The organism is Gallicola sp. Sow4_E12, from assembly GCF_052116305.1.
In the GTDB taxonomy this organism is placed as follows: Bacteria; Bacillota; Clostridia; order Tissierellales; family Peptoniphilaceae; genus JBQKLI01.
On the sequence record NZ_JBQKLI010000018.1, the window covers coordinates 18505 to 44242 of the forward strand.

General features: G+C 39.4%; 25 protein-coding genes and 1 rRNA gene. 13 read left to right on the plus strand and 13 right to left on the minus strand.

Annotated elements, in window-relative coordinates; translation table 11 throughout:
- Position 1 precedes the first annotated feature (1 nt).
- Together xdhB and xdhC are read left to right on the plus strand one after the other, a co-directional pair.
- Positions 2-889 (plus strand): xanthine dehydrogenase subunit XdhB, encoded by an 888-nt coding sequence (gene xdhB / locus ACTQ46_RS09225; protein WP_441749241.1) that lies wholly within the window; start codon positions 2-4, stop codon positions 887-889.
- Positions 882-1358, plus strand: coding sequence for a xanthine dehydrogenase subunit XdhC (xdhC, locus tag ACTQ46_RS09230; protein WP_441749243.1), 477 nt, complete (start codon positions 882-884; stop codon positions 1356-1358). Before xdhB ends, xdhC begins: the two co-directional genes overlap by 8 nt.
- Before the next feature lie 90 nt (positions 1359-1448).
- On the opposite strand, the gene ACTQ46_RS09235 is transcribed toward xdhC, so the two are convergent.
- On the minus strand, positions 1449-1586 hold the full coding sequence (locus ACTQ46_RS09235) for a hypothetical protein (RefSeq protein WP_441749245.1): 138 nt from the start codon (positions 1584-1586) through the stop codon (positions 1449-1451).
- A 354-nt stretch (positions 1587-1940) separates the two neighbouring features.
- Positions 1941-2975 carry a polysaccharide deacetylase family protein gene (locus tag ACTQ46_RS09240; RefSeq protein ID WP_441749247.1) on the minus strand — a complete coding sequence of 345 codons (1035 nt, stop codon included), beginning with the start codon at positions 2973-2975 and terminating at the stop codon, positions 1941-1943.
- 204 nt (positions 2976-3179) lie between these two features.
- Between ACTQ46_RS09240 and ACTQ46_RS09245 the strand changes: the two genes are divergently transcribed.
- Together ACTQ46_RS09245 and ACTQ46_RS09250 are read left to right on the plus strand one after the other, a co-directional pair.
- A complete protein-coding gene (locus tag ACTQ46_RS09245; RefSeq protein WP_441749249.1) occupies positions 3180-4943 on the plus strand; it encodes a cell wall-binding repeat-containing protein in 1764 nt (587 codons plus the stop codon).
- A 14-nt stretch (positions 4944-4957) separates the two neighbouring features.
- A complete protein-coding gene (locus ACTQ46_RS09250) occupies positions 4958-5251 on the plus strand; it encodes a YciI family protein (RefSeq protein WP_441749251.1) in 294 nt (97 codons plus the stop codon).
- Between the two features lie 34 nt (positions 5252-5285).
- On the opposite strand, the gene ACTQ46_RS09255 is transcribed toward ACTQ46_RS09250, so the two are convergent.
- Positions 5286-5912 carry a YczE/YyaS/YitT family protein gene (locus ACTQ46_RS09255; protein WP_441749252.1) on the minus strand — a complete coding sequence of 209 codons (627 nt, stop codon included), beginning with the start codon at positions 5910-5912 and terminating at the stop codon, positions 5286-5288.
- Between the two features lie 525 nt (positions 5913-6437).
- Here ACTQ46_RS09255 and ACTQ46_RS09260 point away from each other — a divergent pair.
- From ACTQ46_RS09260 to ACTQ46_RS09275, 4 genes are all read left to right on the plus strand, one after another.
- A complete protein-coding gene (locus ACTQ46_RS09260) occupies positions 6438-7448 on the plus strand; it encodes a methionine ABC transporter ATP-binding protein (protein WP_441749254.1) in 1011 nt (336 codons plus the stop codon).
- The gene (locus tag ACTQ46_RS09265; RefSeq protein WP_441749256.1) at positions 7445-8101 is read left to right on the plus strand and encodes a methionine ABC transporter permease; all 657 of its coding nucleotides are present in this window, start codon (positions 7445-7447) and stop codon (positions 8099-8101) included. The genes ACTQ46_RS09260 and ACTQ46_RS09265 overlap by 4 nt, the downstream gene beginning before the upstream one ends.
- Positions 8102-8111: 10 nt before the next feature.
- Positions 8112-8957 (plus strand): MetQ/NlpA family ABC transporter substrate-binding protein, encoded by an 846-nt coding sequence (locus ACTQ46_RS09270; protein WP_441749258.1) that lies wholly within the window; start codon positions 8112-8114, stop codon positions 8955-8957.
- Positions 8958-9796: 839 nt separating this feature from the next.
- Positions 9797-10951, plus strand: a complete 1155-nt coding sequence (locus ACTQ46_RS09275) for an NAD(P)/FAD-dependent oxidoreductase (protein ID WP_441749260.1) — start codon at positions 9797-9799, stop codon at positions 10949-10951.
- A gap of 241 nt (positions 10952-11192) precedes the next feature.
- Here ACTQ46_RS09275 and ygiD read toward each other — a convergent pair whose 3' ends face one another.
- On the minus strand, positions 11193-11960 hold the full coding sequence (gene ygiD, locus ACTQ46_RS09280; protein WP_441749262.1) for a 4,5-DOPA dioxygenase extradiol: 768 nt from the start codon (positions 11958-11960) through the stop codon (positions 11193-11195).
- 127 nt (positions 11961-12087) lie between these two features.
- On the opposite strand from ygiD, the gene ACTQ46_RS09285 reads away from it, so the two are divergent.
- The gene (locus tag ACTQ46_RS09285; protein ID WP_441749264.1) at positions 12088-12252 is read left to right on the plus strand and encodes a hypothetical protein; all 165 of its coding nucleotides are present in this window, start codon (positions 12088-12090) and stop codon (positions 12250-12252) included.
- Between the two features lie 33 nt (positions 12253-12285).
- On the opposite strand, the gene ACTQ46_RS09290 is transcribed toward ACTQ46_RS09285, so the two are convergent.
- The gene (locus tag ACTQ46_RS09290) at positions 12286-13239 is read right to left on the minus strand and encodes a hypothetical protein (RefSeq protein ID WP_441749266.1); all 954 of its coding nucleotides are present in this window, start codon (positions 13237-13239) and stop codon (positions 12286-12288) included.
- Positions 13240-13458: 219 nt separating this feature from the next.
- Here ACTQ46_RS09290 and ACTQ46_RS09295 point away from each other — a divergent pair, with 219 nt between their 5' ends.
- Positions 13459-13962, plus strand: a complete 504-nt coding sequence (locus tag ACTQ46_RS09295; protein ID WP_441749268.1) for a 5' nucleotidase, NT5C type — start codon at positions 13459-13461, stop codon at positions 13960-13962.
- Positions 13963-14292: 330 nt separating this feature from the next.
- Here the strand turns inward: ACTQ46_RS09295 and ACTQ46_RS09300 are convergent, their stop codons facing one another.
- Positions 14293-16155, minus strand: coding sequence for a glycerophosphoryl diester phosphodiesterase membrane domain-containing protein (locus ACTQ46_RS09300; protein WP_441749270.1), 1863 nt, complete (start codon positions 16153-16155; stop codon positions 14293-14295).
- Positions 16156-16406: 251 nt separating this feature from the next.
- On the opposite strand from ACTQ46_RS09300, the gene ACTQ46_RS09305 reads away from it, so the two are divergent.
- Positions 16407-17141 carry a gamma-glutamyl-gamma-aminobutyrate hydrolase family protein gene (locus tag ACTQ46_RS09305; RefSeq protein WP_441749272.1) on the plus strand — a complete coding sequence of 245 codons (735 nt, stop codon included), beginning with the start codon at positions 16407-16409 and terminating at the stop codon, positions 17139-17141.
- A 94-nt stretch (positions 17142-17235) separates the two neighbouring features.
- Positions 17236-17826, plus strand: coding sequence for an Asp23/Gls24 family envelope stress response protein (locus tag ACTQ46_RS09310; protein ID WP_441749274.1), 591 nt, complete (start codon positions 17236-17238; stop codon positions 17824-17826).
- Between the two features lie 212 nt (positions 17827-18038).
- Here the strand turns inward: ACTQ46_RS09310 and ACTQ46_RS09315 are convergent, their stop codons facing one another.
- The 5 genes from ACTQ46_RS09315 to ACTQ46_RS09335 form a co-directional block, all read right to left on the minus strand.
- Positions 18039-18635, minus strand: a complete 597-nt coding sequence (locus ACTQ46_RS09315) for an AAA family ATPase (protein WP_441749276.1) — start codon at positions 18633-18635, stop codon at positions 18039-18041.
- Between the two features lie 137 nt (positions 18636-18772).
- Complete coding sequence (gene sppA / locus ACTQ46_RS09320; RefSeq protein ID WP_441749278.1) at positions 18773-19798, minus strand: signal peptide peptidase SppA; 1026 nt, start codon at positions 19796-19798, stop codon at positions 18773-18775.
- Positions 19799-19808: 10 nt separating this feature from the next.
- Positions 19809-20726: a DUF975 family protein gene (locus ACTQ46_RS09325; protein ID WP_441749280.1), complete on the minus strand. Its 918-nt coding sequence runs from the start codon at positions 20724-20726 to the stop codon at positions 19809-19811.
- 193 nt (positions 20727-20919) lie between these two features.
- Positions 20920-21342, minus strand: a complete 423-nt coding sequence (locus tag ACTQ46_RS09330; protein ID WP_441749282.1) for an arsenate reductase ArsC — start codon at positions 21340-21342, stop codon at positions 20920-20922.
- A 47-nt stretch (positions 21343-21389) separates the two neighbouring features.
- Positions 21390-21803: a metal-dependent transcriptional regulator gene (locus tag ACTQ46_RS09335; protein ID WP_441749283.1), complete on the minus strand. Its 414-nt coding sequence runs from the start codon at positions 21801-21803 to the stop codon at positions 21390-21392.
- A gap of 510 nt (positions 21804-22313) precedes the next feature.
- Between ACTQ46_RS09335 and ACTQ46_RS09340 the strand changes: the two genes are divergently transcribed.
- Positions 22314-23525, plus strand: a complete 1212-nt coding sequence (locus ACTQ46_RS09340; protein WP_441749285.1) for a pyridoxal phosphate-dependent aminotransferase — start codon at positions 22314-22316, stop codon at positions 23523-23525.
- Between the two features lie 487 nt (positions 23526-24012).
- Here the strand turns inward: ACTQ46_RS09340 and ACTQ46_RS09345 are convergent, their stop codons facing one another.
- Both ACTQ46_RS09345 and rrf read right to left on the minus strand, forming a co-directional pair.
- A complete protein-coding gene (locus tag ACTQ46_RS09345; protein ID WP_441749287.1) occupies positions 24013-25209 on the minus strand; it encodes a glycosyltransferase family 4 protein in 1197 nt (398 codons plus the stop codon).
- A 421-nt stretch (positions 25210-25630) separates the two neighbouring features.
- Positions 25631-25738: ribosomal RNA gene (gene rrf / locus ACTQ46_RS09350) — 5S ribosomal RNA — on the minus strand; the annotation flags it as partial.

Below are 25738 nucleotides of genomic sequence, written 5' to 3' on the forward strand. Positions count from 1 at the left end.
AATGTATGATATTAAAACGATGTATCAAGCTCACTCTCCTGAAGAGGCCGTTAAGCTCTTAACGGAACATCCGGAAGCAAAAGTAATTGCCGGAGGAAGTGATGTCTTAATCCAAATGAGAGAAGGACGCCTTGCAGGCATAGAGCTTGTAAGTATTTATGGAATAGATGAATTAAGAGGAATTACGATGGAAGAAGACGGAACGATCCGTATCGGATCTCTTTCCAGCTTCTCTAAAGTACAATTCGACCCTATTATCCGCGAGCATATGATGGTACTATCAGACGCCTGCCGAGAAGTAGGAAGTCCCCAGATCCGAAACATCGGAACTATCGGCGGAAATACCTGCAACGGGATTACCTCTGCAGATTCTGCTGCAACCCTTTTAGCCTATGACGCTATAGTAGAAATCTTGGGACCAGAGGGAATTCGTACAACTCCCCTTGCTGACTTTTATGTAACAGCAGGAAAAGTAAAGCTTGCCCATAACGAAATCCAAACAGCTATTTTAATCAAAAAAGAATCCTATGAAAATTATAAAGGATGCTATTTCAAATACGCTATGCGTAATGCACTTGATATCGCTACATCCACATGTTCTGTCAATGTAGCCTTGGAAGAAGACAACAAAACAATCAAAGACCTGCGTATCGCTTTCGGGGTAGCAGGACCTGTTCCTCTAAGAGCAAGATCCGCAGAAGAATTCATAAAAGGCAAAACCTACGATAAAAGCTTATTGCAGGAATTTGCGGACACCGCTCTAGGAGATTTGAAACCTAGAGACAGCTGGAGAGCATCAAAAGACTTCCGTGTCCACATGATGAAAGAGATGGCAAAACGCTGCTTCACAAAAGCCTACAGCGACTGCGGAGGTGAAATCAATGACTAGTCCTCAATATACACAACTTAACTGTACCATCAACGGAAAAGAAATCCATAAAATGATCGACGTAAGAGCTTCCTTAACAGACGTTCTTCGAAACGACTTCTCTTTAACTTCTGTCAAAAAAGGCTGCGAAGTAGGAGAATGCGGAGCTTGTACAGTCCTTATAAACGGCGAAGTATTCAACTCTTGTATCTATCTTGCCATCTGGGCGGAAGGTAAAGAAGTCCGAACTCTAGAATCTCTTCAAGGACCAAACGGAGAACTTTCCGACATTCAGCAAAACTTCATCGATGAAACAGGAGTACAATGCGGTTTCTGTACACCAGGCATTATCATGAGCGCTGTGGAAATTCAAGAAAGCGGCAACGACTATACAAGGGAAGAATTAAGAGAACATCTTTCCGGACACCTTTGCCGTTGTACCGGATATCAAAATATCCTAAATGCAGTGGAAAAAACTATAAAAAAATAAATCCTATAACACCTATAACCTCATATCTCAAATATAGCAAACAAAAAACGATCCTTCAAAACACCTCTCTGAATGGATCGTTTTTTGTGTCTATTTTTCTTGAGAACGATGAAAAAAACCAAGATTTTTCAGCTTCTTTAAAAGATCCTTGTTGATAATATACTTTTCATGTCCTCTTTCTATCTGCACTCTAGGAATATCCTCAAAAAACTGATTGCATGTTTCCACATAAGCATCCAGGTCTTCTTCCCTAGAGCCTAGGTGCCAAAGGCATCCCGCCTTTCTTCACCATTTCCAGCAAATACTTTTATCTATAAAATACTTCAAATATTTAAATTATGAATTTTCGATACTTCTATAGTATGAGAAAGGTCTTAGTTTCCAATCCTAGGGGAGCGTCTAACGACGCCTTTTTATATGAAGAAAATGCTTTGCATTTTCCACCTTCCCTATTTCCTATAACCTGCTCCCTACCTTTCCCCTCTCTTCCCCTGGCCACCGTAGGTGTGCCGCCTAAAGCCTAGGTGCCAAAGGCATCCTGCCTGGGTTGCGCAGCAATCCCGCCTATCACTTCCCTCCAAACTAATAAACCAACAGCTCTTTTCCTTCCGGCGCTTTAACATTTTCTTCCAAGCCCTGTGGAACAGTGACGATATTTGCTGCTCCGTCAGAAACGAAACGTCTTTTCGGATGGTTCTTTAAGATCTCAATCCAATCATAGATCCCAACATCGTCTACATTGGTCTCGCTGGCTCTAACCCGGTGGATGGCTAAAGGATCAAAGTCTGTATGATAAGGAGATGGATTGGGATCCCATCCTACATTTAATATCGCAATATTTTTAAAGTCTTTTCCTTCATAGCTTCCTGTTTCTAAATAATTATAAAGGGATTTATCCGGTCTGGATCCGAAAGGAAGGGCTAAGGTATTGATATTATACGGTTTGGAAAACGACTCTTCCAGATAAGCTTTTTGTCCGCCGATTTCTCTCTGCACTCCAGAAGCATCTAGTGTCTTCATATTCGGATGGTTGATCGTGTGATTTCCCACTTCCATGCCATTTTCTACAAGAAAATCGAATTTTTTCTGTACTTCTTCTTTCGGACCGAAACGTCCGGTTCCGTTGACAAAAAACGTTGCTCTCGGTTCAAAATCATCATATTTTTCTGCAAATTCCATAATAATGCCCACTGCAGAATCCGGGTTGATCGAACCGTCTTCCAGATAATTAAAATTGTTCTCCCGTCCGTCATCGAAGGTCAACACATAAGGCGATTTGCCTGCAGGGGCTGTAATATTTCCATAGACATAATCTGTTAAAGAAATAGGCAGATATCCCTGATCGTAGAGAGCTTGAAGATCCTTTCTAAAGTTCTCCTGCGTTCTTACCCATTCCGCTTCCGGTGTTGAAATATTATGATACATCAAGATCATGATCTGCCCTGCTTCGTTGGGCTTTGTATTTAAATCAATCTCCTCTTTTGTAATTTTTTTTTTCTCTTCTTTCTGCTGTTGAGAAGCCGCCTCTTTCTTTGTAGATCCTTGTTCTTCGTCTCCGCTTTTGCAGGCAGTTAATAGCATTCCTAATAACAGCGCAATTGCAAACAGCTTTTTCATCCTTTTCTTCCTCCTTTACTCCTGTAACCCTAGTATAGGAGAAAGAAATTTTATTGTAAAGTTTGTAAAAAATAACCATAGAAAATAATATCTTTAGTCTGCCGTTGTAATTTCAGCCTTTTCTGTTATTCTGAAATATAATGAAAACAGCTAGAACATTTATCCCATCGCTGCGATCGATAATCATCTTAAAAGGAGAACAACATGAAGAAAAAAATATACCTGCTGCTGTTCTTTCTCTGCTTTGGAATCCTTGCAGAAAACAGTACAGCCGCCGCCTCTTCCTATCAGCCTAAAGTTTCAAGAATCGCCGGCAGAAACCGCCGAGATACAGCCATAGAAGTTTCTAAATTCATAAAAAACGAAAAACGTGTTGTGATTGCCAGAGACGATCACTACGCAGATGCCCTAAGCGGCTCTTCTTTCGAGGGGAATTCTCCAGCCTTCCTCCTACGAAAGGGAATCGATCCCGCTGCTGTTATCCAGCGGATTCGAGAAATCAATCCGGAAGAGATCCTTATTCTAGGGGCAGAATCCGCCGTTTCAAAAGAACAGGAGCAGAATTTTATCGATGTATTCGGCAAAGAAAAAGTAATCCGAATCGCCGGCAAAAACCGCTACGAAACCTCCTTTGCAGTCGCCAAAGCCTCTAGAAGACAAAATTTTATGATTGCAAGCGGGGAAAACTTCCCGGATGCCTTGACAGCAGGAGCTCTCGCTTCCCAGAAAAATGCGGGGATTCTATTATCAAGACAAAGCACACTTCCCCTTCCAGTGAAAAACTATCTGGCACCCTTCTCCGATCCTGCTCTCATCGGTGGAGAGGCTGCACTCTCTTCCACTGTTGAAAAAGACTTGATTTCTATCGGAAAAACACCAACCCGCATCTCCGGTTCCAACCGATACGAAACTGCAGTATCCTTGGCAGAAACTGCCCCGTCTTCGGAAATACTCTTTATTGCTTCCGGTGAAAACTATCCGGATGCCTTAGCCGCCTCCTCTCTGGCTTCTCAGTACAAGGCGCCGATTCTTCTCTCTCACAAAAGAAATCTCCCGGCCTCTGCAGCGGAGTATATAAAAAAGCATCGTCCCAAAGAAGTTATCTTGCTGGGCGGAGAAGCTGCCCTGTCGAAAAATATAGAAACCCAAATCAAAAACATTGATGAGCCTGTAGTCAACCATACGGCGAAAGAAGGGGGATATATAAAAATAACGAAAGACACTCCTCTTTATAAAGACAAGACAAAATCGAAGACAGTCCATACTATTGCTGCCGGTAAATTTGCCTACGTTTATAAAATAGAGGGATCTTACCTATACTTGAAGCAGGATGGAAAATCCGGCTATACGAATACACTGGCTTACACGACAATGATGCCTTACCAGGAAAGCACCTATATACCCGGCCCCTTCATCAGCCAAGTCTATCCTGTGGATATTCCTATGGGCTGCGAGTCCGCATCGGCTTTAATGGCCTTAAAACGTAAAGGATACGCCTTGGAGACAACCCTCCCTGAGTTTATATCCGACCTTCCCAAAACCTCTAGAAATCCGGATTTAGGCTTTGTCGGGGATCCGTATAAGGTTGTATCCGGCTACTATATGACCATTCATCCGAAACCTTTAACACAATTCGCAAATACTTACGGAAACGCCCAAGATCTCTCCGGTTCCAGCCTCGATTATCTTCGCATGGAAATCTTAAACGGCAACCCTGTTGTATTATGGGGTACTTATCAGTTCAATAATCCTGTATACTTTAAGTATTGGAATGGAAAAACTATGGCGACAGGCATCGACAATGCCCATGTTGTTCTTCTCGCAGGTTACGACGGAAAGACAGGAGAGTATATTATCGCCGACCCTTACAATCCTAAAGCACCGAAAGAATACTGGGAATATAGAGTAAAAGAAGAAAACTTAGCGAAAATCTACCATCTTCAAAAATACGCCATGGTCATTCGATAAGAAAGGAAAACACTATGCAATTTATAATAACAGCTTACGACTACACCGACGATCGGGCTTTAACCCGCCGTCAAAACGAAAGAGAGGCCCATTTAGAAGGAATACGCAAAAGAAAGGAAGCCAATGAAGTCCTTTATGCAGGAGCCCTTTTAAATGAAGGAGGTCAAATGATCGGATCGGTAATGATTCTTAACTGCCCCTCCCGAGAATATATCGACAAGTGGCTTGAAGTAGAGCCTTACTGCACAGGACAAGTCTGGGAAAATATAACCATCCAGCCCTTTGCCGTACCGAAAATGTTTCTATAGAAAAAAAGATGGGAAACCCCATCTTTTTTTAGTCTTAAAAATCTCCAAAAAAGCAAAACTTTCTTTTGTAAACATTTACGCAAATCCCGAAAAACACCGCAGCTGCCAATGTCCCTTCCCTTACTCCCTGAAGGTTCCCGAAATTCCAAAGAGAAAGCACCACGGCAAGGGATACTAGTATAATATCGAAGGCTACTTTTACTTTTCCGAAATCTTTTCCATATTCTTTTGAAATAATATGTACTAGACCGTCTCCTGACAATGTCCAGCAGGCGGCTCCGATCTCAAGATAGATCCCGAAGGAACCGACAAGAATGCTTACTATACACAGAAGCCACTGGAAAAGATAATTTGAAGGGTTCAGCCAAAACAATACAGACAGCCAGAAATCGATAAAAAACCCGAAGATAAAGGATAAGGGAATTTGAATCAGCATCGATCTTGTAAAACGGGAACGAAGAATCAGCCACTGAAAAAACACAAAAGAAAGATTCATCGCTGCAGAAAGCTGTCCCACGGTAAAATCTGTTATCATACTGCCAACTACAGGCAGAACCGCCATAGGAGTCGTTCCAATTCCCGCTTTAGTAGAAAGAGCCGCCCCCAGTGCCAGCAGAAAAATCCCTGTAAAAAAATAGATATATTGTGTTCTTCGATTCATCCCAACCTCCAGCATTTAATCCTTTTACCCCTAATATCTATAAACCATCTTTACTCTTTATTATTACCCAAACATTCCCTGCCGTATTTCTGGAAAAATTCTATGCTCTTTGAATAGGATTAACTTTATATAGCTCCTATACAATACCCCTCCTTTTACCCCCCAACGCTTAGGAGCAGTGGTGCATCTAACAACACCTTTTTATATAAAGAAAATGCTTTGCATTTTCCACTTTCCCTATTTCCTAATCCCTATAACCTATTCCCTATCTTTTTCTATTTTTTCCTATCTGTTACTCTGGCCACCGCAGGTGTGCCGCCTAAAGCCTAGGTTCCGCAGGGATCCTGCCTGGGTCCCGTCAGGGATCCCGCCTTAAAGATTTGAAAATCCTTTTCAAATCTTTAACAATATGGTATACTCCTATCTATTATATAGGTTATGTTTTCGGGGTGCATAATTCTACATTTTCGTTTATACTTAAACTATATGTTTATCTTATTCTATACAAGAAAGTGAAGTGATTATGTGATAAAAGTAGAACATCTGAAAAAGACCTTTTCTACAGGAAAAGACAGCGAATTTCACGCTATAAAAGATGTGTCCTTTGAAGTGGAGCAAGGAGAAATCTACGGCATTATCGGTTTGTCCGGTGCCGGAAAATCAACCCTTGTCCGTTGCTTAAACCGTTTAGAAGAGCCGACTTCGGGAAAAATCTATATCGACGATGTAGAGATTACCTCTTTGAAAAAGAAAGAACTTCTGGATATGCGCAAAGATATGGGAATGATCTTCCAAAATTTTAATCTTTTCGCACAAAAAACAGTCTCTCAAAACATCGCCTATCCATTGGAAATTTCAAAAATGAAAAAAGAAGATATCGGAAAAAGAGTCGATGAACTCTTGGAATTTGTCGGTTTATCCGATAAAAAGAATTCCTATCCTGCTGAAATTTCAGGAGGGCAAAAACAAAGAGTGGCTATTGCAAGAGCTTTGGCGACAAATCCTCAGATTCTTTTAAGCGATGAAGGAACATCCGCTCTAGATCCTGAAAACACAAAAGCTGTTATGGATCTATTGCAGCGAACCGTAAAAACCTTCGGCACGACGATTATTTTGATTACCCATCAAATGGAAGTTGCCAAGGAAATCTGCGACCGGATCGCTGTTATGGAAGATGGTTTGATTATTGAAGAAAATACTGTAGAGGAACTCTTTGCCCGTCCGAAAAAGGACCGTACAAAAGCATTTATCGAAAGACTTCAGGGAAAACCTCTGGGAGACGAGATTCTCCAAGGGGATTATGAAGGCCTTGTAGTGCGTCTTCGCTTCGACAAGACAAATTACAACAAACCTCTTCTCTCCCATATTATTTTAGACAAAGGCGTAGAAGTAAATATCATTGCAGGAAGCGTACAACAGCTCAATAAAGCCGGAACCGGCTATCTGATTATAGAGCTTCAAGGAACTTCAGAACAAAATCAGGATGTATTAAAAACGCTGCAAGACGATAATGTACAAGTGGAGGTGATCGCATGAGTTTCGACGCAATAATGGACCTTGTCCTTCCCTCAACATTAGAGACATTGTATATGGTCGTTTTATCCGCCCTTCTCGCTGTAGTGATCGGTCTTCCTTTAGCTATACTTCTTTTTGTTATTCGAGAAGACGGACTGAACCCTATTTCAGGACTTTACAGAGTACTGGATGTGATCATTAATATCTTAAGATCTTTTCCTTTTATCATCTTAATGATCGTCGTTCTTCCATTGTCGAGTCTTCTTGTGGGAACAAAAATCGGAACGACAGCAGCTATTGTTCCTCTGACAATTTCAGCCTTTCCATTTATAACAAGGCTTTTCGAACAGGAATTTACAAATGTTCCGAAAGGGCTGATCGACGCTGCAAAGTCTATGGGCTCTACAAACGGAGAAATTGTAAGAAAAGTATTAATTCCCGAATCTATGCCGGGAATTATCGCACATGTCACCAATCTGATGATCATGCTGGTGGGATATTCCGCTATGGCCGGCACTATCGGCGGCGGAGGATTGGGTAATCTGGCAATTCGATACGGCTACTACCGCCGAGAAGAATTTGTCCTATGGATTGCCGTATTGGTCATCGTTATCATAGTACAGCTGATGCAGTGGATCGGAACAAAAATATCCACAAGCATCAATAAAAAATAGGAGGAGAACTATGAAGAAAAAAGTTTTATTTAGTTTATTAATGGCATTATCTGTATTTTTCTTAGCGTCCTGCGGCGGAACAAACAATGAACAAGCCGCTACAAATACAGAGCAAGAAGCACCTGCTGGAGAGGCAAAGACTGTAAAAATCGCCGTATCTCCAGAACCTCACGCAGCTATTGTAGAGCAGGTTAAAGAAGATTTAGCCGCTGAAGGAATCACATTAGAAATCGTAGAATTCGATGATTATGTAATCCCAAACACTGCTACATCCGACAAAGAAGTAGATCTAAACTTCTTCCAGCATGAACCATATTTCGATAATTTCGTAAAAGAAAACAATATTACAAACCTTGTAAAAATCGGCGCTGTCCACTTAGAGCCTATCGGAGTCTATTCTGCAAAATACAAATCTTTGTCTGAAGTACAAGACGGAGATGAAGTGATCATTCCAAACGACGCTACAAACGGAGGAAGAGCTCTTCTTCTATTGGAAAAAGAAGGACTTATTAAATTAGACGATAACACGAACCTAGCTGCTACAGAAGCCAATATCGTAGAAAACAATAAGAATTTAAAATTCACAGCGATGGAAGCCGCTTCTATCCCTTCTACCTATCAAGAAGCAGGGCTTGCAGTTATCAACTCTAACTACGCTTTAGGAGTAAACTTAAACCCTCTAAACGACAGTTTAGCCATCGAAGCAACAGACAGTCCATATGCTAATATTGTCGTTGCAAGAACGGAAGATGCAGACAAACCAGAAATCAAAAAAGTAATGGAAGCATTAAATTCAGAAAAAGTTAAAAAATATATCGAAGACACCTACAAAGGAGCCATCCTTCCAGTGTTCTAAGATAAAAACGGACATCCGAGATGTCCGTTTTTCTTTTGCCCGAAACCTCTATGTTCCAGCCGAAATTAAAACAATACAAAGAGAATTAGAAAAAAATAGAAAAGAAACAAATATATTTATTTTCTATTTTAAAAACATTAATGATATCTGCCTTAATTTCTGCGGGTAGTATCCTTTCATCATCAGACTCTTCTTCCTGCAGCCTAGGTGCTGAAATCATCCTGCTTAAAACATGGGTTGCGCAGCAATCCCGACTTTCTTCAATATTTTCAAATATTTAGATTATGAATTTTCGATACTTCTACAGCGTAAGAAGGTCTTAGTCTCTAATCCTGGGGGAGGACTTAAAAAAGTGTGGAGTGTGAGAGAGTGAAAGAGTGGAGTTATTGACAAAAATGAAAAGTACATTCATTTTTTAACATACTATAAAAACAGGTACCGAAAACTAAGTTAGGTCTAGCTCATGCCACTCGTTTCCCAAGAGCAGTATTTTGCCATTGGCTAGAAACGATCGGCCAATTATCCTCCCCCAGACCCCCTCCTTTTACACCCCCAACGCTTAGGAGCAGGGGAGCGTCTAACGACGCCTTTTTATATAAAGAAAATGCTTTGCATTTTCCACCTCCCCTACTTCCTAGAACCTATAACCTACTCCCTATCTCTTCCCCCTCTCTCACACTCCACACTTCTTTTTTAAAGCTCTCTATATTTTTTTAAATATAATGATATAATATTGCTAACAATACCCATTTTCTTAACGATAGAACCTTTTCTGTCTGAAAAAAGGGTATACTACAAATACTATTAAAAACTGAAATTTAATTATAATAAGGAGTATTATGAAAAATTTAATTATAATCGGCGCTGGAAGCGCTGGAGTCGCTGCAGCAGAAGCGGCTCGAAAACAAAACGAAGATATTTCTATTCTTCTATTCTCAGAAGAAAGCCAGCTGCCTTATCACCGTATCCGTCTGTTTCAAGTAGCTGCGGACACTTCTCAAGAAAGCAAAATCACTCTTCATCCGAAAGAATGGTATGATGAGAGAAATATCGATCTTCGATTAAATACAAAGATTGTTGATGTAGATGATAATACGAAAGAAGTGATCTCCTCTTCTGGAGAAAGATTCCCCTTTGACAAGCTGATCCTTGCAACCGGCTCGAAAGCTTTCCTTCCGCCTATTAAGAATGTGGAAGCAACAGGGGTTCATACAATCTGGACGATGGATAATATATTAGAACTCAGCGAAGAACTTCCTCAAGTAGAGGATCTTGTGATTATCGGAGGAGGTTTATTAGGTCTGGAAGCTGCCCACAATTTAAGCGAAAGAAACTGCCATGTAACCGTTCTGCAAAGAGGAAACCGCCTTTTAAGCAGACAGCTTGATGAAAAAGGATCTGAGCTTTATCTAAAGAAAACAAAGAGTTTTGGTATCGATGTTCTCTTTGAAGCGGACACAAAAGAAATTATTACAGTCGAAGAAGGAAGAGTGAAAGAACTCCTTTTAGAAGACGGCCGCCGTATCCCCTGCCAGCTTGTCTTAATCTCTGCAGGTGTTAGGGCAAGACTGGATCTTATAGAAAAATACAGCGGCGAAGCAGAAGTCTGCAGACAAATCGTGGTCAATAAATATATGGAAACCTCCATTCCCGATGTATACGCCTGCGGAGATAATGCCCTTGTAAACAACGAATGGTATGGACTGTGGATGATTTCAAAAAATGAAGGAGCCGTAGCCGGAACCAATGCTGCCGGCGGCAATATGACCTATACGATGCCCTCTGTCCCTTATTCTATGAACTCCATGGACCTTCCCCTCTATTCAGCCGGAATTATCGAAGAAGGAGAAGGCATCGAAACAAAAACAGAATTGGATGAAGAAAACTATATCTACAAAAAGTACTTCTATAAAGAAGACGAACTGATCGGCTTTATCCTTTTAGGAGATACAAAAGAAGGTTTTAGTCTGAATAAAACACTAGCTAAAAACTAAATATTTCAAATAAAAAGGGCATTGAGTCTACTTTCCAAAAAGACTCAATGCTCTTTTACATTTACAACGATAATGAGATTCGGAGAAAATTAGAAGAGAAAAGAGAGAAATTATAACAGAAAATATATTTCTATAATTTAACCTTCCGCTGCCAAAAACCTGCCTTCCATTACTTATGTAGAAAAATGATTTTTTCATCTTTCCACCGTAACTCCACTCTCTCACTCTTTTTAACTCTCTTTTAAAGCTCTTTAATCAAATAACTTGTCATAGAAAGACTCCCCATCTCTCCTCCCCGGTTAAAGACCTCTATTTCATCATCCTCTTCGATATTCGCAAGGATATATACAAGAGGAATAAAATGCTCAGGTGTTGGTGCTGCATATTTAAAAATCTCATTATTTTCGATTTCTAGAATAGAACTGAAGTCCCGTCCTTGAATCAAATCATGGATCGTATCGTCGAAAGTTTTCCCCTTTTCTGTCATGTCTTTTCGATCCCATTCTACATCCCGAAGATTATGGAGAATATTGCCAGAACCCAAAATCAGAATCCCTTCTTCTCGCAAAGAAGCAAGCTTTTTCCCTAGTTCAAAATGTTCTTTTAAAGACAGATCTCCGTCGATACTCAGCTGGACAACCGGAATATCCGCTTCTGGATAGATATGGCAAAGCACAGACCAGCTGCCGTGATCGATTCCCCAGTTATTATTAACAGAAACTTCCTCTGCCAATTCTAAAACACGATCCGACAATTCCTCCAAGCCTGAAACCGGATATTTTAATTCATATAATTCCTTTGGAAATCCGTACATATCATAGATCTGTTTCGGTTCCTCAACCTTCTGAATATAGCTTCCTTTTGTATACCAGTGGGCGGAAATCGACAAGATTGCTTTGGGTTTTTCATATCCTTTTAAAACTCTCTTCCATGTATTAGAATATTGATTATCTTCAATAGCGTTCATCGGTGTTCCGTGCCCTACGAAAAGCATCGGCATTTTTCCCATAATTTTTCCTCCTTGGTTTCTCCTATTTGCTTTGTATTATATCAGTTTCATCTTATTTGTATAGAATTCCTTCTTTAAAAAGTTGAAACGGGGTATCCTATAACAAAGAAACTCAAGGAGGTGCTTTATGAAACTGCTTTCAAAATTCTTATCTCTTTTTAAAAAGGATAAAGACTATCCGCTGCAGTATAAACATACCTGCCAGCGCTGCGGACAGAAGTATGTCATTACACCGGGCAAGAATCTCTGTCCTAAATGCAAAACACCTTACTACCTCAATCTTCCAAAATAAAAAAGGTATCTGCTAAATTTGCAGATACCTTTTTTATATAAGGAGAAGAATAACAATCGATACAATAAGCTGAAGCAGTACAAATCTTGTAACCGCCTGCTCGTTTGCCCAGCCGATCTTCTTTCTATAATGATCGTGAAGAGGCGTTTGTATATCCTTCATAAAATTCTTCATTTTCAAATAACGGATAAAGGAAAGCTTCATTAAACTGGAAGCTCCGTCGGCTATAAAAACAAAGGCAAATGGAATATAGAGAAAAGGGCTGCCTGTTTTTAATAAAGCAATACTGATAAATACCCCCATCGCTCTAGAACCTGCATCTCCCATCAGATGAGAACTTGGAATCGCATTGAAGTATAAATAAACGAACAGCACCGCTAGGAAAACCAGATAGACCGGCTTCATCTCCCCTATTGTGCCTAATTTCACAGCAGCAAGCATGGAAGATAAGAGTGTTACTGTACCAAGCCTTGCAGAAAGACTGTCTACTCCGTCGGTAATATTTGTGACATTAATAGAAACCCAGTTCAGCACAATAATCAAAAAGAAAAGAATCGGTACTGGAATCTGAATATCTGTAGAAAACAGCGCCAACCGAATCATGGTTCCGTTATTCATTATGTAGACTACCGCAATAAACGAAGCCACTGCAAAATCCAGAAGTCCTTTTGTCAATTCCCCCCAAGGTTTCTTCGAATTATCATCCAAATACCCTGTCATCATTTCTATAAAGACTGCGATAATATAAAAGCGGATTTCCCAGCTGAGTTTCACCGCAATTAAAGTAACGGCTACAAAAACAGAGATAAAGATAATCCCCGTGCTGGTCTTCTTTCCTGCAGACTTTTCTGCTTGAAATGCAAACTCCCGGCCCCGGTCGCTGGGAAGAAATTTCCCTAGTTTCAAAATGGCGAAAGAACATACGATTAAGGTAAACACCATCAATACCGCCATTGGCAAACCTTCAGATAAAGGCTCTATAAACATAATATTTCCTCCTTGAACGAAAATATAAATTCAAATATTTTACTTAGACTTTATATAAACTATATCACAAAATCCATTAAAATGATTATCATAACTTTATTGTAACTATTTATCCGATGAAAAAAGGAAAGGCGTAGATGAATAAAAAAGATTGACAGATGCTGTAAAATTTCATATATTAATAGGAATATATAATTATAGAAACAAGGAGGAAATATTATGGTAAAATTATTCGTCGATATGGATGGAACCATCGCTACTTGGGATACAGAGCTTGCTTCCAGCGAAATTCTTTATCAAAAAGGATATTTTAATACACGACCCATTATGGAAAATATGCTCGAAGCTGTAAAACTTTTAAGCGATGAAAAGGAGATAGAACTTTTTATTTTAACAAGTATTTTCTCCGATTCTGTCTATACAGTAGAAGAAAAACACGAATGGCTTGATACCCATCTGCCTCATATTCCAAAAGAAAATCGAATCTTCGCCATCTGCGGCGAGAGTAAAAGAAAATCAGTTCCTTTTAAAGTCGATAAACGATGCTATCTTTTAGACGACTATACAAAAAACCTCTACGACTGGTCTTTGGAAGGAAAAGGTATCAAAGTCCTTAACGGAATCAACCACACAAAAGGATCTTGGAAAGGCCCCGTTGTCGAACACAGCGAAAACCCCCTTCGTATCGCCAGCAGAATCAAAGAAATCCTTTATAAATGTTAAGACAGGGAGCAGGAAAAGATTAAAAGAAGTGTGGAATGTGATAGAGGGGAGAGGGGAGTTGTGGAAGAAACATGAGACGCGTTTCTTTTATTTTATTAACACAAGAAAACTTTTGAGCGATAGCGAAAAAATTCTCAACAACTCCACTCTTTCACTCTCCACACTTTTACTGCAGGCATACCGCCTATCTCTTCCCTACTTCCTATCCCCTATAACCTATCCCCTATCTTTTCCTATCCTTTTCCCTGGCCACCGTAGGCGTGCCGCCTAAAACCTAGGTGCCAAAGGCATCCTGCCTGGGTCCCCTCAGGGATCCCGCCTATCTCTTCCCTACAACCTTAAATTCAGAAAAGGCAGCGTAAAGCTTCCTTTTAAGAACAGATTTAGAATAATATCCTGATCGCTTTTTTCATTGATCGCCTGAATCCTGCCTTCTAAACTTTCCACATTATCTGAAACAATACCATGAACTTCTTCTCCCAAAAATTTATCCATAGACTCTTCGTCATTTACAGTCCAGACGATAGGCTTCTTCCCTGCACCCAAGATCTTGTCTAGGGCATCCCTCGTGGCCGCATCTTCTTCTAAAAGCAGCTGATCCGCTGCAAAATTCCCGGGATCGCCTACGGCAAAGAAGTAAACAAATCCCGATTCTATCTCGGAATATTTTTCTTCAATATATTTGATCAGATTATAATCCAAGGTCATAAGAACAATACTGTCTTTAACTCCTTTTTCCTTCACCATCTTCACAACATCGTCTACCATTTGTTTGTCTGCTGTACTTCCCTTTAATTCGATATAGAGTCCAGCCTTTCCTTTTACCGAGTCGATCGCCTCTTCTAAAGTAGCTACCCGCTCTCCTTTGAATTTTGGATACTGATACCCTAAGTCCAGCTCTTTGATTTCCTTGACCGTCATTTCCTGCGAGGTTTTTCGAACGCCAGCCATTCTTGAAAAAGTATTATCATGGTTGAGAATATACTCCCCGTCCTTTGTCCTCTGCACATCGATTTCAACAGCATCCGCTCCCTGTTTCACAGCTTCTGTAATTGCAGAAATGCTGTTTTCCGGGATTCCTATAACTCCCCCTCTATGACCGATCACCTTTACCGCTGCTTGAGGATAAAAAAGTTCTCGGAAAAATATCCCAATAGGAATCGCCGCTAGAAAAATCCCCAGTACACCTACAATAATAATCATCCTCTTTCTATCAAAAAGATGATCTACAAAATGCTCCCTGGTTTTTGTTATAAGCTTCGCTCGTTTCTCTGCCAGATGATAAAACCCGGGTGTTCTCTCCGCAAATTGATAAAAGAGCATTGTCAAGTGATGAACTTCAAAAGGAAAAAACAAAATAGAGGCAAACTGAATACCCAGTATTTGAATAAACCATAATACAATCAAAGCGATTCGTCCCATTGCACCTTGTATCTGCACATTTTCAATAATATAAAGAATAAAAAACAGCCAGCAGACAACAATCACGCTTATGAGAAAAATATTAATCAGAGCCGTTCCTATAAAGTACTTCATAAGATCCGAAAAGTTCTCTTTCACCATCCTAAAGCTGTATTTAATACTTTGGAAAGGCCTCTCATCTCCGATCACAAGAAAATGAAAGGTGAACAAAAGAAAGATACTAAAACCGACCATCAAAAGCAGCATCAGCACATACAAAGCCAGATATTTCGGATTCGCAAAAATTTCCGAACTGATAAATTTCGGAATCCTGATATTCTGAAAGAAGTTTAAGGTAATTCCTGCTCCTGTTAAAGGTATGAACACTGCTAGATATAGAAGAAGAATCACCGTACCGATGTCTAGAAATTTTGGCATCTTTTTTATATTTGTCTTGATAATCTCGTAAAAACTTACCTCCGGCCCTTTATGAATGACTAAAGAACTAATGGTAATTGTACCGGCTATTTCGATGAGGATCGCAAGGGATAGAAACACAAATCCCAAAAGGAGTATCCCCGCCCCGTAAGGCGTTCGAATAAAGGACAGAATATCTCCGTTGCTGATGACTTTAAACCCTCCGAAAATTAGAAGACGTTGAACCGCCCAATAAAAGAAAGGCAAAAGCAGAGCTCCTTCCAACATTTTTGTAAAAATCTGATATTTAATAAAATGGGATCCTCCTCGAAGGAAGACTTTTACCACATTATAGTAGTGTTTAAATAGTTTCATATTTTATCTTCATAACCTCTCTTTAATCTTTCTCTTATTATACCTCTTTTAGTTATTTAGGATAGCTGATCTTATGCAATCTCTAAGTAGCGGTCAATAGATTTTCCCTTCCATAGAACAGATTTCTCTCATACACTATAAAAAGATTGACCCTTCTGCAAAACTATGCTATTATTATTCTTAATCATAGTAAACATATATATGCACTTGGTTATAGTGCAGACTTTATTACATCGAGAGGAAGTGAGAGAATGAGACCCGTCATCGGTATACTTGGAGCAAGAGCTGATCAGCTTGATCCCTTGTTTATAAAAAAAGATCGTGCTTATGAAAATGAAAGATATGTGAGAGCAGTCTGTAAAAACGGAGGCAACCCCCTTTTGATTCCTTACTGCAAAGGTTTTAAAGGAGCTTATGATCTCATAAAACAATGCGATGGTCTTATTTTCTCAGGGGGCAAAGATGTGGACCCTAGGCTTTACGGTGAAGAACCTCAGCCCCTCCTTGGACCGATAGACTACGATCTAGACCTGTTTTTATACGACCTTATGAGATATGGTATCGAAATGAACAAACCTATCCTTGCTATCTGCAAAGGAATGCAGATGATGAACGTCGCTTTAGGTGGAAATCTTTATCAAGACTTGTCTTTGAGAAACTGCGAAAGCCTCCTTCATCTTCAGACAGAAGATAAAAGCCTTCCCCATCACGAAGTGTTTTTAAAGGAACATACAAAATTATGGGAAATTCTCGATCGTACATCAAAGATCCATACCAACAGCCTTCATCATCAGTGTGTAAAAGATTTAGGAAAAGATCTTATTATCTCAAGTACCAGCGAAGATCAGCTGGTAGAATCTTTTGAAGATCGTGAAGGACTTCGCATGGGTATCCAATGGCATCCGGAAGAAATGCTTCTTTCCGATCCCCAAAGCCGCATGAACCAGATCTTCCAGTATTTTAATGAAAAAGCCATAGCTGCCTAGATAAAACTCTTTCTTTTCTTCTAAAATAATTATACGCTATTCCATCGGGTATAAAAGAATATAGGATGAGAATAAAAGAAAGGAAGTATTGATTATGACAAACAATAAGTATCAACAAAAAAGTTCACCGGATTCAACAGATGTCCTTTCACTATGGAAGGATCTGGAAGCGATTGCAAAAGAAGCAATCTTAACAGTAGATGGGGTTTTGGGAACAAAAGAGAATCCTGTAGAGTCTTTTGCCGATTCTATTCAAGGAAGTTTTGAAGAAGACAGCACCCCTGAAAGAGACACTCAAGGCGTTCATGCTTTTATCGATCAGAACAAGAATGAAACAACCATCGATGCAGATATTATATTAGAATACGGAAAATCTGGACAAAAAGTCTTTGAAGAATTGAAGAAAAAAGTAATCGACACGGTTCAAAACAAAAAAGGAATAAAGGTCGTTGAAGTAAATATTAATATATCCGACATCCTCTCTCAAGAAGAATATCAGAAGATCCAGAAGGAAAAAGAAGAAAGAGCTCAAAAAAGAGAAGAAACAGCCTCCTCTATAAAAGAGACCTTCACCCCGAAACAAGAGTTCGACCCAGAAGCTCCTTTAGCCGACGAAGGCGTTCATTATGAAGGCGCTGCAAATAAAAGAAAATATAAACACGGCAAAAAACATTCTAAAAAATAAGAAAAGACCTTCGCATCAAGCGGAGGCCTTTTTATTTGATATAAGAGTTGTAAAAATCCTAAAGAAGTGGAAAGAAAAAAAGAGTGCAAGAGTGAAGATAGGCGAGCGTCTAGCAACGCTTTTTTTCAACTGTAGAAAATAAGCGTTCTTCTTATTTTCCACCACAACTCCCCTCTTCACTCTCCCCACTCTCACACTCTTCTTTTTACAGTTTAAACCATCTTCGAAAACTTATGTACAAGTTCCTTGATTTCTTTAAAACTTGTGTTGATCATATAATCATAATTCAGGGGATCTCCCCATTTCTTTCCTGTATAAAAACCATAATATTTCGAACGTTCTTTATCAATTTCGTTTATTTTTTTCTTCATCTCTTTCGCTGAAAGTCCTTCTTCCGGACTTGCTTTTAATCGGCAGCGTTTGATTCGGCTTTCCATTCCCGCATAGATAAAGATTCGAATCGGATCCAGTTCTTCTAAAATATCGTCTCCGCAGCGCCCTACAATTACACAGTCTGATTTTTTTGCCATTTCTTGAATAATTTTCGTCTGCTGGCGGAAAATCTCTTGGCTTTGTTCAAAAATCGGATTCTCCATGGGATAAAAACTTCTTCCTATTGTAATCGGAAAGAAAGGAACAGGTCTTTTTTCAACGATTTCAGAAACAAAATCCTCCGACATTTTAGTCCGCTTCGACAGCTCTTCGATAATTTCTTTGTCATAGTAAGCAATCCCCAGCGTTTGCGCCAGCCTTCTGCCGAATTCCCTTCCGCCGCTTCCAAACTCCCGGCCTACAGTTATTACTTTCATGCTTCCCTCCAAAATTTTCCTTTTTAAAAAACAGGATATCCTTTTCAAAAATAAAGACTCCTCTTCCTCAAATTCTTAACTCTATCATAACATAAGAAGAGATCCTAAAAGGATCTCTTCTTTAAAATGATTTTTCGTTATTTTTGATAAAGGTACATCGGCTCATCGATTTTAAGTTCATTAAGAGTTTCCATGGTTGCTGAAATTTTATCGCCGCTTAAAGCTTTCATAACACTTTCGCCTTTTGCTCCCAGCATACTTTGCCAAAAAGAAGCCGCTTTTTTATATTCTTTATCGACAAAACGCACTTTATCTCCAAGACCTTGATCTTCGATCATTCGCTGTTCAAAGTCTTCATACTCGCCAACTCCGTCTACTAAACCATTTTCACTGGCTTGTTTCGCAGTATAAATTCTCCCGTCAGCTAAAGTCTTGATCTTTTCTTTGTCCATCTTGCGTCCTTCTGCAATCACATCGATAAACTGTCCGTAAGCTTCATCAGACATCTGCTGCATAATATTTCTCTGCTCTTCTGTCATCGGCTGGAATAAATTTCCCATTACCTTATTGTCTCCAGTATGAATATAATCGGCTTTTATACCAATATCTTCCATAAGCTTGCTGGCATCAAGACTCATTCCGCCAATTACTCCGATAGAACCTGTAATACCGTTTCGATTGATAAAAATCTTATCTGCCGGAGAAGCAATATAATACCCTCCGGAGGCTGCCATCTGTTCCATATAGGCATAAACAGGGCGATTTGTTTCCTTTTTATAGTCCATCAATCTCTGCCATGTTTCGTCGGACTCGTAGACAGTGCCGCCTGGAGAATTAATCACCAGCATAATTCCTTTATTGTCTTTATCGTACATTGCATTTCGAATCTGACCCGTTACCCACTCTTGATTGTACGTAGCACCGTCTTCTTCGATGGTACCTTCTATATAAATCTTGGCTACATTCTGTGTTCCGGATGAAAAAGGCTCTTCTCTGTAAAGAGAAGTTTCTCCTTTTGGTGTGAATGTTATTGCTAAAAGGGCAATAAGAATCACAGCTGCCAAGATCCCTAAAAATATAAAGAGCCCTTTTTTGTTTCGTTTTTTACGTTCCTCTTCTTGTTTTTTCGGTTCTTGAGGATTCTTGTACATAGATTCGCTCATAATAACTCCTTTACTCTTTTTCTATGGTTTCGTCCATATAGGGTTCTTCTACAATCGGTTCTTCTCTTACCCTCTGTTTTTCTAGACCAAATTCTTGAGGAGATAACAGGCCTCTATCTAAGGCTTGATCTCGTAAGAAGAAATAAGCCATCGCTTGAGCGGAAGCCATATAGGGCCCTACATAAAATGATGCCAAACCAAGAGTAACAATGATTAATATTCCCCATAAAATAAAGGATAAATCCAATATAAACAAGTCCATAATATAATCTTTTGTCATCGCGATGGAATATCTCATCGCATCCCGTACCCCGATATTCGGGCTATCTGCAATTACATTAAAAATCTGTCCGTAAGAATACCCTTTCCAAATCGCAATACCGATATAAACTGCAAAAGCCGCCAGCATCAATAGGAAAAAGACAAAAGTTCCTCCTGAACTTCCATCGCTTGCAAACATCGCTGCTCCGCCAAGCATCATTGCCGCTATAAAAATAGCCACTGGAATCAGCATCCAAATAAACATCCATAAACTCATCCACAACCAGGCTAAGATCCCTTTTCCTGCCAAACTGAAGTTTCCAAAGAAATCTCCTAAACTTATATTGGGATTTTTCTGTACAAGATCCAGATACCATTTAGAAGTTGCCATTGTATATGCCGCAATCAACACTGCGCTTAATAACGATAAAAGAATTCCCAACAGCGCTGTTCCTGCATCCGGTTGGACTTGGGATACATACATTGCCGTATTCATGTTTTCAAAATCTATACTTCCCATTTGCGTGTTGAAGTTAACTATAGAAGGGATCCCGCTTATAAGCGCCCCGATTAAAATAATGACAATTGCTTTTCCCCAATGTCCTGACAAAGATGCTCTTCCTTCTTTTTTCAGCTCTCTACGTGGAAAAAATCTTTTTGTTTCCATAACCATCCTCCTTTATAAACCTTTTTCATAAATTCATACCCTGTATTTTTCTTGCCTTTACATATTATATATAATAGCTCTATTGATTGAAAAGAAAAACACCAACTCTACTGTATTACAATACTAGTATACTTATATTCTTCTATCTTGTCAACTCCATCGATGAAAGGAAAACCCTCCAGATGGAGAGTTTTTACTTCTGCTCTTCGATAAACTGCAGTACTTTTTCTTCGATTTCATCCCGAATTTCTCTTATTCTCCCAAGACGTTCTTCTTCAGTACCCGCCTTCCTATCCGGAGCTTCTATAGGCCAATGTTCTCTGTGAGGTGTTCCGGGATATATAGGACAATCCTCTTCTTCATTCCGATCGCATAAAGAAATCACATACCCGAAATAAGCGCTGTCTCGGATATAATCCTTTAAAGGTTTTTTGCTGATATTTGATACATCCAACCCTTTTTCTTCCATCGCCTTCTGTACTAAAGGATCAATGTCTCTTTCTTCCAAGCCTGCACTATAGACATCAAACTTTCCTTCACCGTATTTCTTCAAAAAAGCTTCTGCCATAGGGCTTCTTCCTTCATGATATCTGCAAATAAATAATACTTTTTTCATCCTTCTCACCTCTGAACAAGTAATTTTATCTTCCTTGCGAAAGTAATTTATTTCTGCTTTTCAATCTCGTCGCTGTAAGGTTTGTTGTTTTCAGTAATCCAGTGGCAATAAGACTTGAATTTTTGAAAACTCTCTTCAGAAAACACATGCTCCATTTTACAAGCATCTTCTTCTGCAGTAGCCGGATCCACACCGATATAAATCAGAAAGTCTTTTATCTTCGAATGTCTTTCCAGCACTCCTTTCGCTTGGGAGTTTCCCTTTTCTGTAAGCAGAATATTTCCATCTTCTTCTACTAAGATCAAACCCTGTTCTCTTAAATTTTTCATAGCATTGCTGACAGAGGGCTTGCTGATATCCCAATAAGCTGCTATATCGACAGCTCGAACCATATTGTTCTTCTTTGAAAGAACTAATATCGTTTCTAAATAATTTTCTACTGAATCTTTTATAAAATGCATTCTATTCTCCTTCTAAAATACCTTCATTATAGTATATATCATACCCTATTTTTAAGAAATAAAAAAAGACCGTCTGGTCTTTTTTCGCGAACATAACTACTGAGAAAGTTTTGTTAAAGAATGGCTCTAGAAATAAGTAAAGGAGTATGCTTCAGCTCAAATATTATGCTTTCTCGGGGGATGAGAAAGTATAAACTATGTGTAGAATATAAATTCTAGAGAGATTCTGCTTAAACCGGGGGGAGCAGCAGAATCTCTTCCATTCTTTAACAGTTTTATGGAGGTTAGTATCTGCTAAAATTTGGTTAGCACTTACTAACTAAATATAGTATAATCCAGTATTTTTGATTTGTCAATGATAATTGTTATCATTTTCCAAAAAAATCTACAAAAATTTTAAGAAAATTCAAACAATCCCCCCTTTCATTTATCTATAGGGCCATTTGTGGTAAAATATATCTATTATTTCAAAAGAACTTTTTCCTATAGAATACACAAAAGAGGTATAAAATGTTTAATAAATCGAGAAAATTAGATAACGTTTGCTATGATATACGAGGCCCGGTAATGGACGAAGCTCTTCGCATGGAAGAAGAGGGCATAAAAATATTGAAACTGAATATCGGAAACCCTGCCCCCTTCAATCTTATGGCACCCGATGAAATCATCGAAGACATGCGGTATAACCTCAGGGATTCTGAAGGCTATTCCGATTCCAAAGGACTTTTTTCTGCACGAAAAGCTATTATGCAGTATTGCCAGCTTAAAAACTTCCCCAACCCCTCTATAGACTATATTTATACAGGAAACGGGGTCAGCGAGCTGATCACCATGTCTATGCAGGCTTTGCTGGATACAGGAGATGAAGTCCTTGTCCCTGCTCCAGACTATCCTCTATGGACAGCTTCCGTATCTCTATCAGGCGGAACACCTATCCACTATCTTTGCGACGAAAAAGCAGACTGGAATCCAGACTTGGATGATATTCGAAAGAAGATTTCCCCTCGTACAAAGGCCATCGTTATAATCAATCCAAATAACCCGACAGGTGCCCTCTATTCAGACGAAGTACTAAAAGAAATCGTAGAAATTGCCAGACAAAATAAACTGATGATTTTTGCAGACGAAATTTACGACCGTTTGATTTATGACGGACAAAAACATACAGCAGTTGCTTCTTTAGCTCCAGATGTTTTCGTGGTTAGCTTCAACGGACTTTCTAAATCCCATAAAGTAGCAGGATACCGTATCGGATGGATGGTTTTAACCGGAGACCTGTCCTTAGGCAAAGGCTATATCGAAGGACTAAATCTTTTATCCTCTATGAGACTCTGCTCCAATGTCCCTGCTCAATCCATCGTACAGACGGCTTTAGGCGGCATACAGCGGGGAAACGAACTTTTAAAACCGGGCGGAAGATTATATGATCAAAACGAATACATTACAGAAGCCCTAAACGCCATCCCGGGAGTCACAGCTGTAAAACCAAAAGCAGCCTTCTATATCTTCCCGAAACTCGATATCAAGAAATTTAATATCACAGACGATATGAAATTTTCATTAGATTTTCTGCGTTCCAAAAAAATCCTTGTCACCCAAGGAACCGGCTTCAACTGGCCAGATCCGGACCACTTCCGAATCGTCTTCTTGCCAAATATCGAAGACCTGGAATACGCAGTCGAACAATTAACAAGCTTCTTAGAACACTATAAACAGAAATAGGACTTAAAAAAAGAGTGAAGAGTATAAGAGTGACAGAGTGAAGATATGGAAGAAAAACAAAAAATTCATTTATTTTTCTGCTTAAGATAGAAAGGGATTATGACTAAGCCTAATTCAAATATACTATCTAATAAAATATTGAATTAAAATAACTTTGTGTATCGGTCTGCCTGATGAAGGCAAGATCGGTACATTTTTTATTCTCAAAAGAAACGAGCTCCATGGTTCTTCATCATCTTACCTCTTAAAGTCCTAATCCAAATCAGGCACTTAAATTTGACAACAGATTAGCAGGTCGTTCTTAGCCAAATAAAAAACAGAGCCTCATTCACCTGCTCCGTTCTTTCTTTCTAGTCTATTTATTATTAAAACTACAGATCCTTCAGCAAATCAAAACCTGCTTTCTATCTTATCCTAGAAACAATCTCCATGTTTCTTCATCATCTCCACTCTTCCACGCTAAGACTCTTTCACTCTTTTTAGGCTCTTAACCTTCTTTCCTGACGATCTCCAAAACTCTCCTCACAAGCCCTGTCCAGGAATGGGATTCGATTTCTTTTCTTATCGTATCGCTTTGCTTTTCATCTTTCCATCTTCTTTGGCGGATCATGCTTTCTTTTAACCTGAGAATAAAATCTTCCTTTGATTCTTCCGCTATCTGGTCTACACCTGAAAGTTTCGGCATCTCTAAAAAATCTATCCAGCCGCAATTCACAATCCATTCTCCTACAAGGTCTCTCAAATTCTCATTATCCGTCATAATAACGGAAATACCGCAGGCCAATGCTTCAATCGGAGAAAGAGGCATTCCTTCAAAATAAGAAGGAAGGATAAACACATCATGCTCTCTTAACAGTTCTCCCAGTTCCTGCTGGGTAACAAGGGGATATAAATGAATATCCTTGGACTGTTTTATCTTCTCTAAAATCATCTCTGCATTATCTCCCATAGGCTCGCCTATAAGCGTAAGTTCCGCATCCTCTAGTTCTTTCTGCAGTAAAAGAAATGCATCGATAAGCTCCGGTGTGCCTTTGGCATCGGAAAGTTTTCCAGCATAAATATATCTTGTCTTCTCATTCGCCTTTCTTTCCCTCGGAAAAAATACAGCAGGATCATAAGCTCCGCCTAAAGGATACAGTTTTTCTTCTGAAATATGAAAATCATGGATTAAGGGTTCATGTTCCGATTTCCCTGAGGTAAATACCCCTTGTACATTTTGAAGATCTATCACTTCCTTTGCAAAATGAGGATTCAGCTGCATTTGACGAAGATCTGTATTATGACAGAACGCAAAAACAGGACCTTCAAACTCCTTCGCCACAAGAGAAGAAAGGATCCAGGTATGATGAGTTAATACTACGTCCGGTTTTAATTCCTCCACAGCCCTTTGGAACTCTTTGTGAAAAGCCTTCTTCCAATAATGAAACTGATTTAAAGTCAGATCCCCGTAACGGGTACTTTTATAAGGCATAATATCGCTCATTCCCACAATCGGAAAGTTCAGCTCCTCTTCAAAACGAACCTTATAAACATCCTCGATCACATCCCATTCAAAACCAGGATAAGACCCGAAAAGAGCCGCCTGCTCCACAGCTTCCTTCTTCATCTCCCCGATCACCTTCGTAAAATAAACCCCGCTCCCCGTCAAAGCAGGCAGCTGAGCAATCACATGCAAAATTCTCATATCCCTCTCCATCTATAAATTCTTCATTTAATAACTATGTATATAGTAACATAAAGAAAAGAAGATTTTAAAAAAGATAAAGTTCGCTAGTTTTCTTTTATCTATCATCAAACTTTTATAATGTGCTCCCCTGATACCTAGTAGTTGCTTAACGGATACTTACAGGTTACTTGCTATATACTTATCGGCTACTTAATAAGAATTTCATATTTCACATCCCCTGCTTCCTAGCCCCTATAACCTATTTCCTATCTTTTCCCTACTACCTATGCTCTATAACCTATTCCCTATCTCTTCTCTCTTTCCTCTAGGCCGCAAAGCGGTCCTGCCTGGGTCTTGTCTGGGATCCCGCCTATCTTTTCCCTTTTTATATTTTTATGCACAAAAAAACCCTGCACGATAAATCGTACAAGGTTCTTTTGTTGAGCGACTACCTACTCTCCCAATCCGTTTCCGGATAAGTACCATCGGCGCAAGAAGGCTTAACTTCTGTGTTCGAGATGGGAACAGGTGGATCCCTTCCGCCATC

Coding starts and splice junctions, on each gene's coding strand:
- ACTQ46_RS09285 (WP_441749264.1), top strand. CDS start 12,088: ATGAAACTGCTTTCAAAATTCTTATCTCTTTTTAAAAAGGATAAAGAC.
- ACTQ46_RS09290 (WP_441749266.1), bottom strand. CDS start 13,239: ATGTTTATAGAGCCTTTATCTGAAGGTTTGCCAATGGCGGTATTGATG.
- ACTQ46_RS09345 (WP_441749287.1), bottom strand. CDS start 25,209: ATGAGAATTTTGCATGTGATTGCTCAGCTGCCTGCTTTGACGGGGAGC.
- ACTQ46_RS09305 (WP_441749272.1), top strand. CDS start 16,407: ATGAGACCCGTCATCGGTATACTTGGAGCAAGAGCTGATCAGCTTGAT.
- ygiD (WP_441749262.1), bottom strand. CDS start 11,960: ATGGGAAAAATGCCGATGCTTTTCGTAGGGCACGGAACACCGATGAAC.
- ACTQ46_RS09275 (WP_441749260.1), top strand. CDS start 9,797: ATGAAAAATTTAATTATAATCGGCGCTGGAAGCGCTGGAGTCGCTGCA.
- ACTQ46_RS09295 (WP_441749268.1), top strand. CDS start 13,459: ATGGTAAAATTATTCGTCGATATGGATGGAACCATCGCTACTTGGGAT.
- xdhC (WP_441749243.1), top strand. CDS start 882: ATGACTAGTCCTCAATATACACAACTTAACTGTACCATCAACGGAAAA.
- sppA (WP_441749278.1), bottom strand. CDS start 19,798: ATGAGCGAATCTATGTACAAGAATCCTCAAGAACCGAAAAAACAAGAA.
- ACTQ46_RS09335 (WP_441749283.1), bottom strand. CDS start 21,803: ATGCATTTTATAAAAGATTCAGTAGAAAATTATTTAGAAACGATATTA.
- ACTQ46_RS09265 (WP_441749256.1), top strand. CDS start 7,445: ATGAGTTTCGACGCAATAATGGACCTTGTCCTTCCCTCAACATTAGAG.
- ACTQ46_RS09325 (WP_441749280.1), bottom strand. CDS start 20,726: ATGGAAACAAAAAGATTTTTTCCACGTAGAGAGCTGAAAAAAGAAGGA.
- ACTQ46_RS09245 (WP_441749249.1), top strand. CDS start 3,180: ATGAAGAAAAAAATATACCTGCTGCTGTTCTTTCTCTGCTTTGGAATC.
- ACTQ46_RS09330 (WP_441749282.1), bottom strand. CDS start 21,342: ATGAAAAAAGTATTATTTATTTGCAGATATCATGAAGGAAGAAGCCCT.
- ACTQ46_RS09300 (WP_441749270.1), bottom strand. CDS start 16,155: ATGAAACTATTTAAACACTACTATAATGTGGTAAAAGTCTTCCTTCGA.
- xdhB (WP_441749241.1), top strand. CDS start 2: ATGTATGATATTAAAACGATGTATCAAGCTCACTCTCCTGAAGAGGCC.
- ACTQ46_RS09270 (WP_441749258.1), top strand. CDS start 8,112: ATGAAGAAAAAAGTTTTATTTAGTTTATTAATGGCATTATCTGTATTT.
- ACTQ46_RS09310 (WP_441749274.1), top strand. CDS start 17,236: ATGACAAACAATAAGTATCAACAAAAAAGTTCACCGGATTCAACAGAT.
- ACTQ46_RS09315 (WP_441749276.1), bottom strand. CDS start 18,635: ATGAAAGTAATAACTGTAGGCCGGGAGTTTGGAAGCGGCGGAAGGGAA.
- ACTQ46_RS09340 (WP_441749285.1), top strand. CDS start 22,314: ATGTTTAATAAATCGAGAAAATTAGATAACGTTTGCTATGATATACGA.
- ACTQ46_RS09240 (WP_441749247.1), bottom strand. CDS start 2,975: ATGAAAAAGCTGTTTGCAATTGCGCTGTTATTAGGAATGCTATTAACT.
- ACTQ46_RS09250 (WP_441749251.1), top strand. CDS start 4,958: ATGCAATTTATAATAACAGCTTACGACTACACCGACGATCGGGCTTTA.
- ACTQ46_RS09255 (WP_441749252.1), bottom strand. CDS start 5,912: ATGAATCGAAGAACACAATATATCTATTTTTTTACAGGGATTTTTCTG.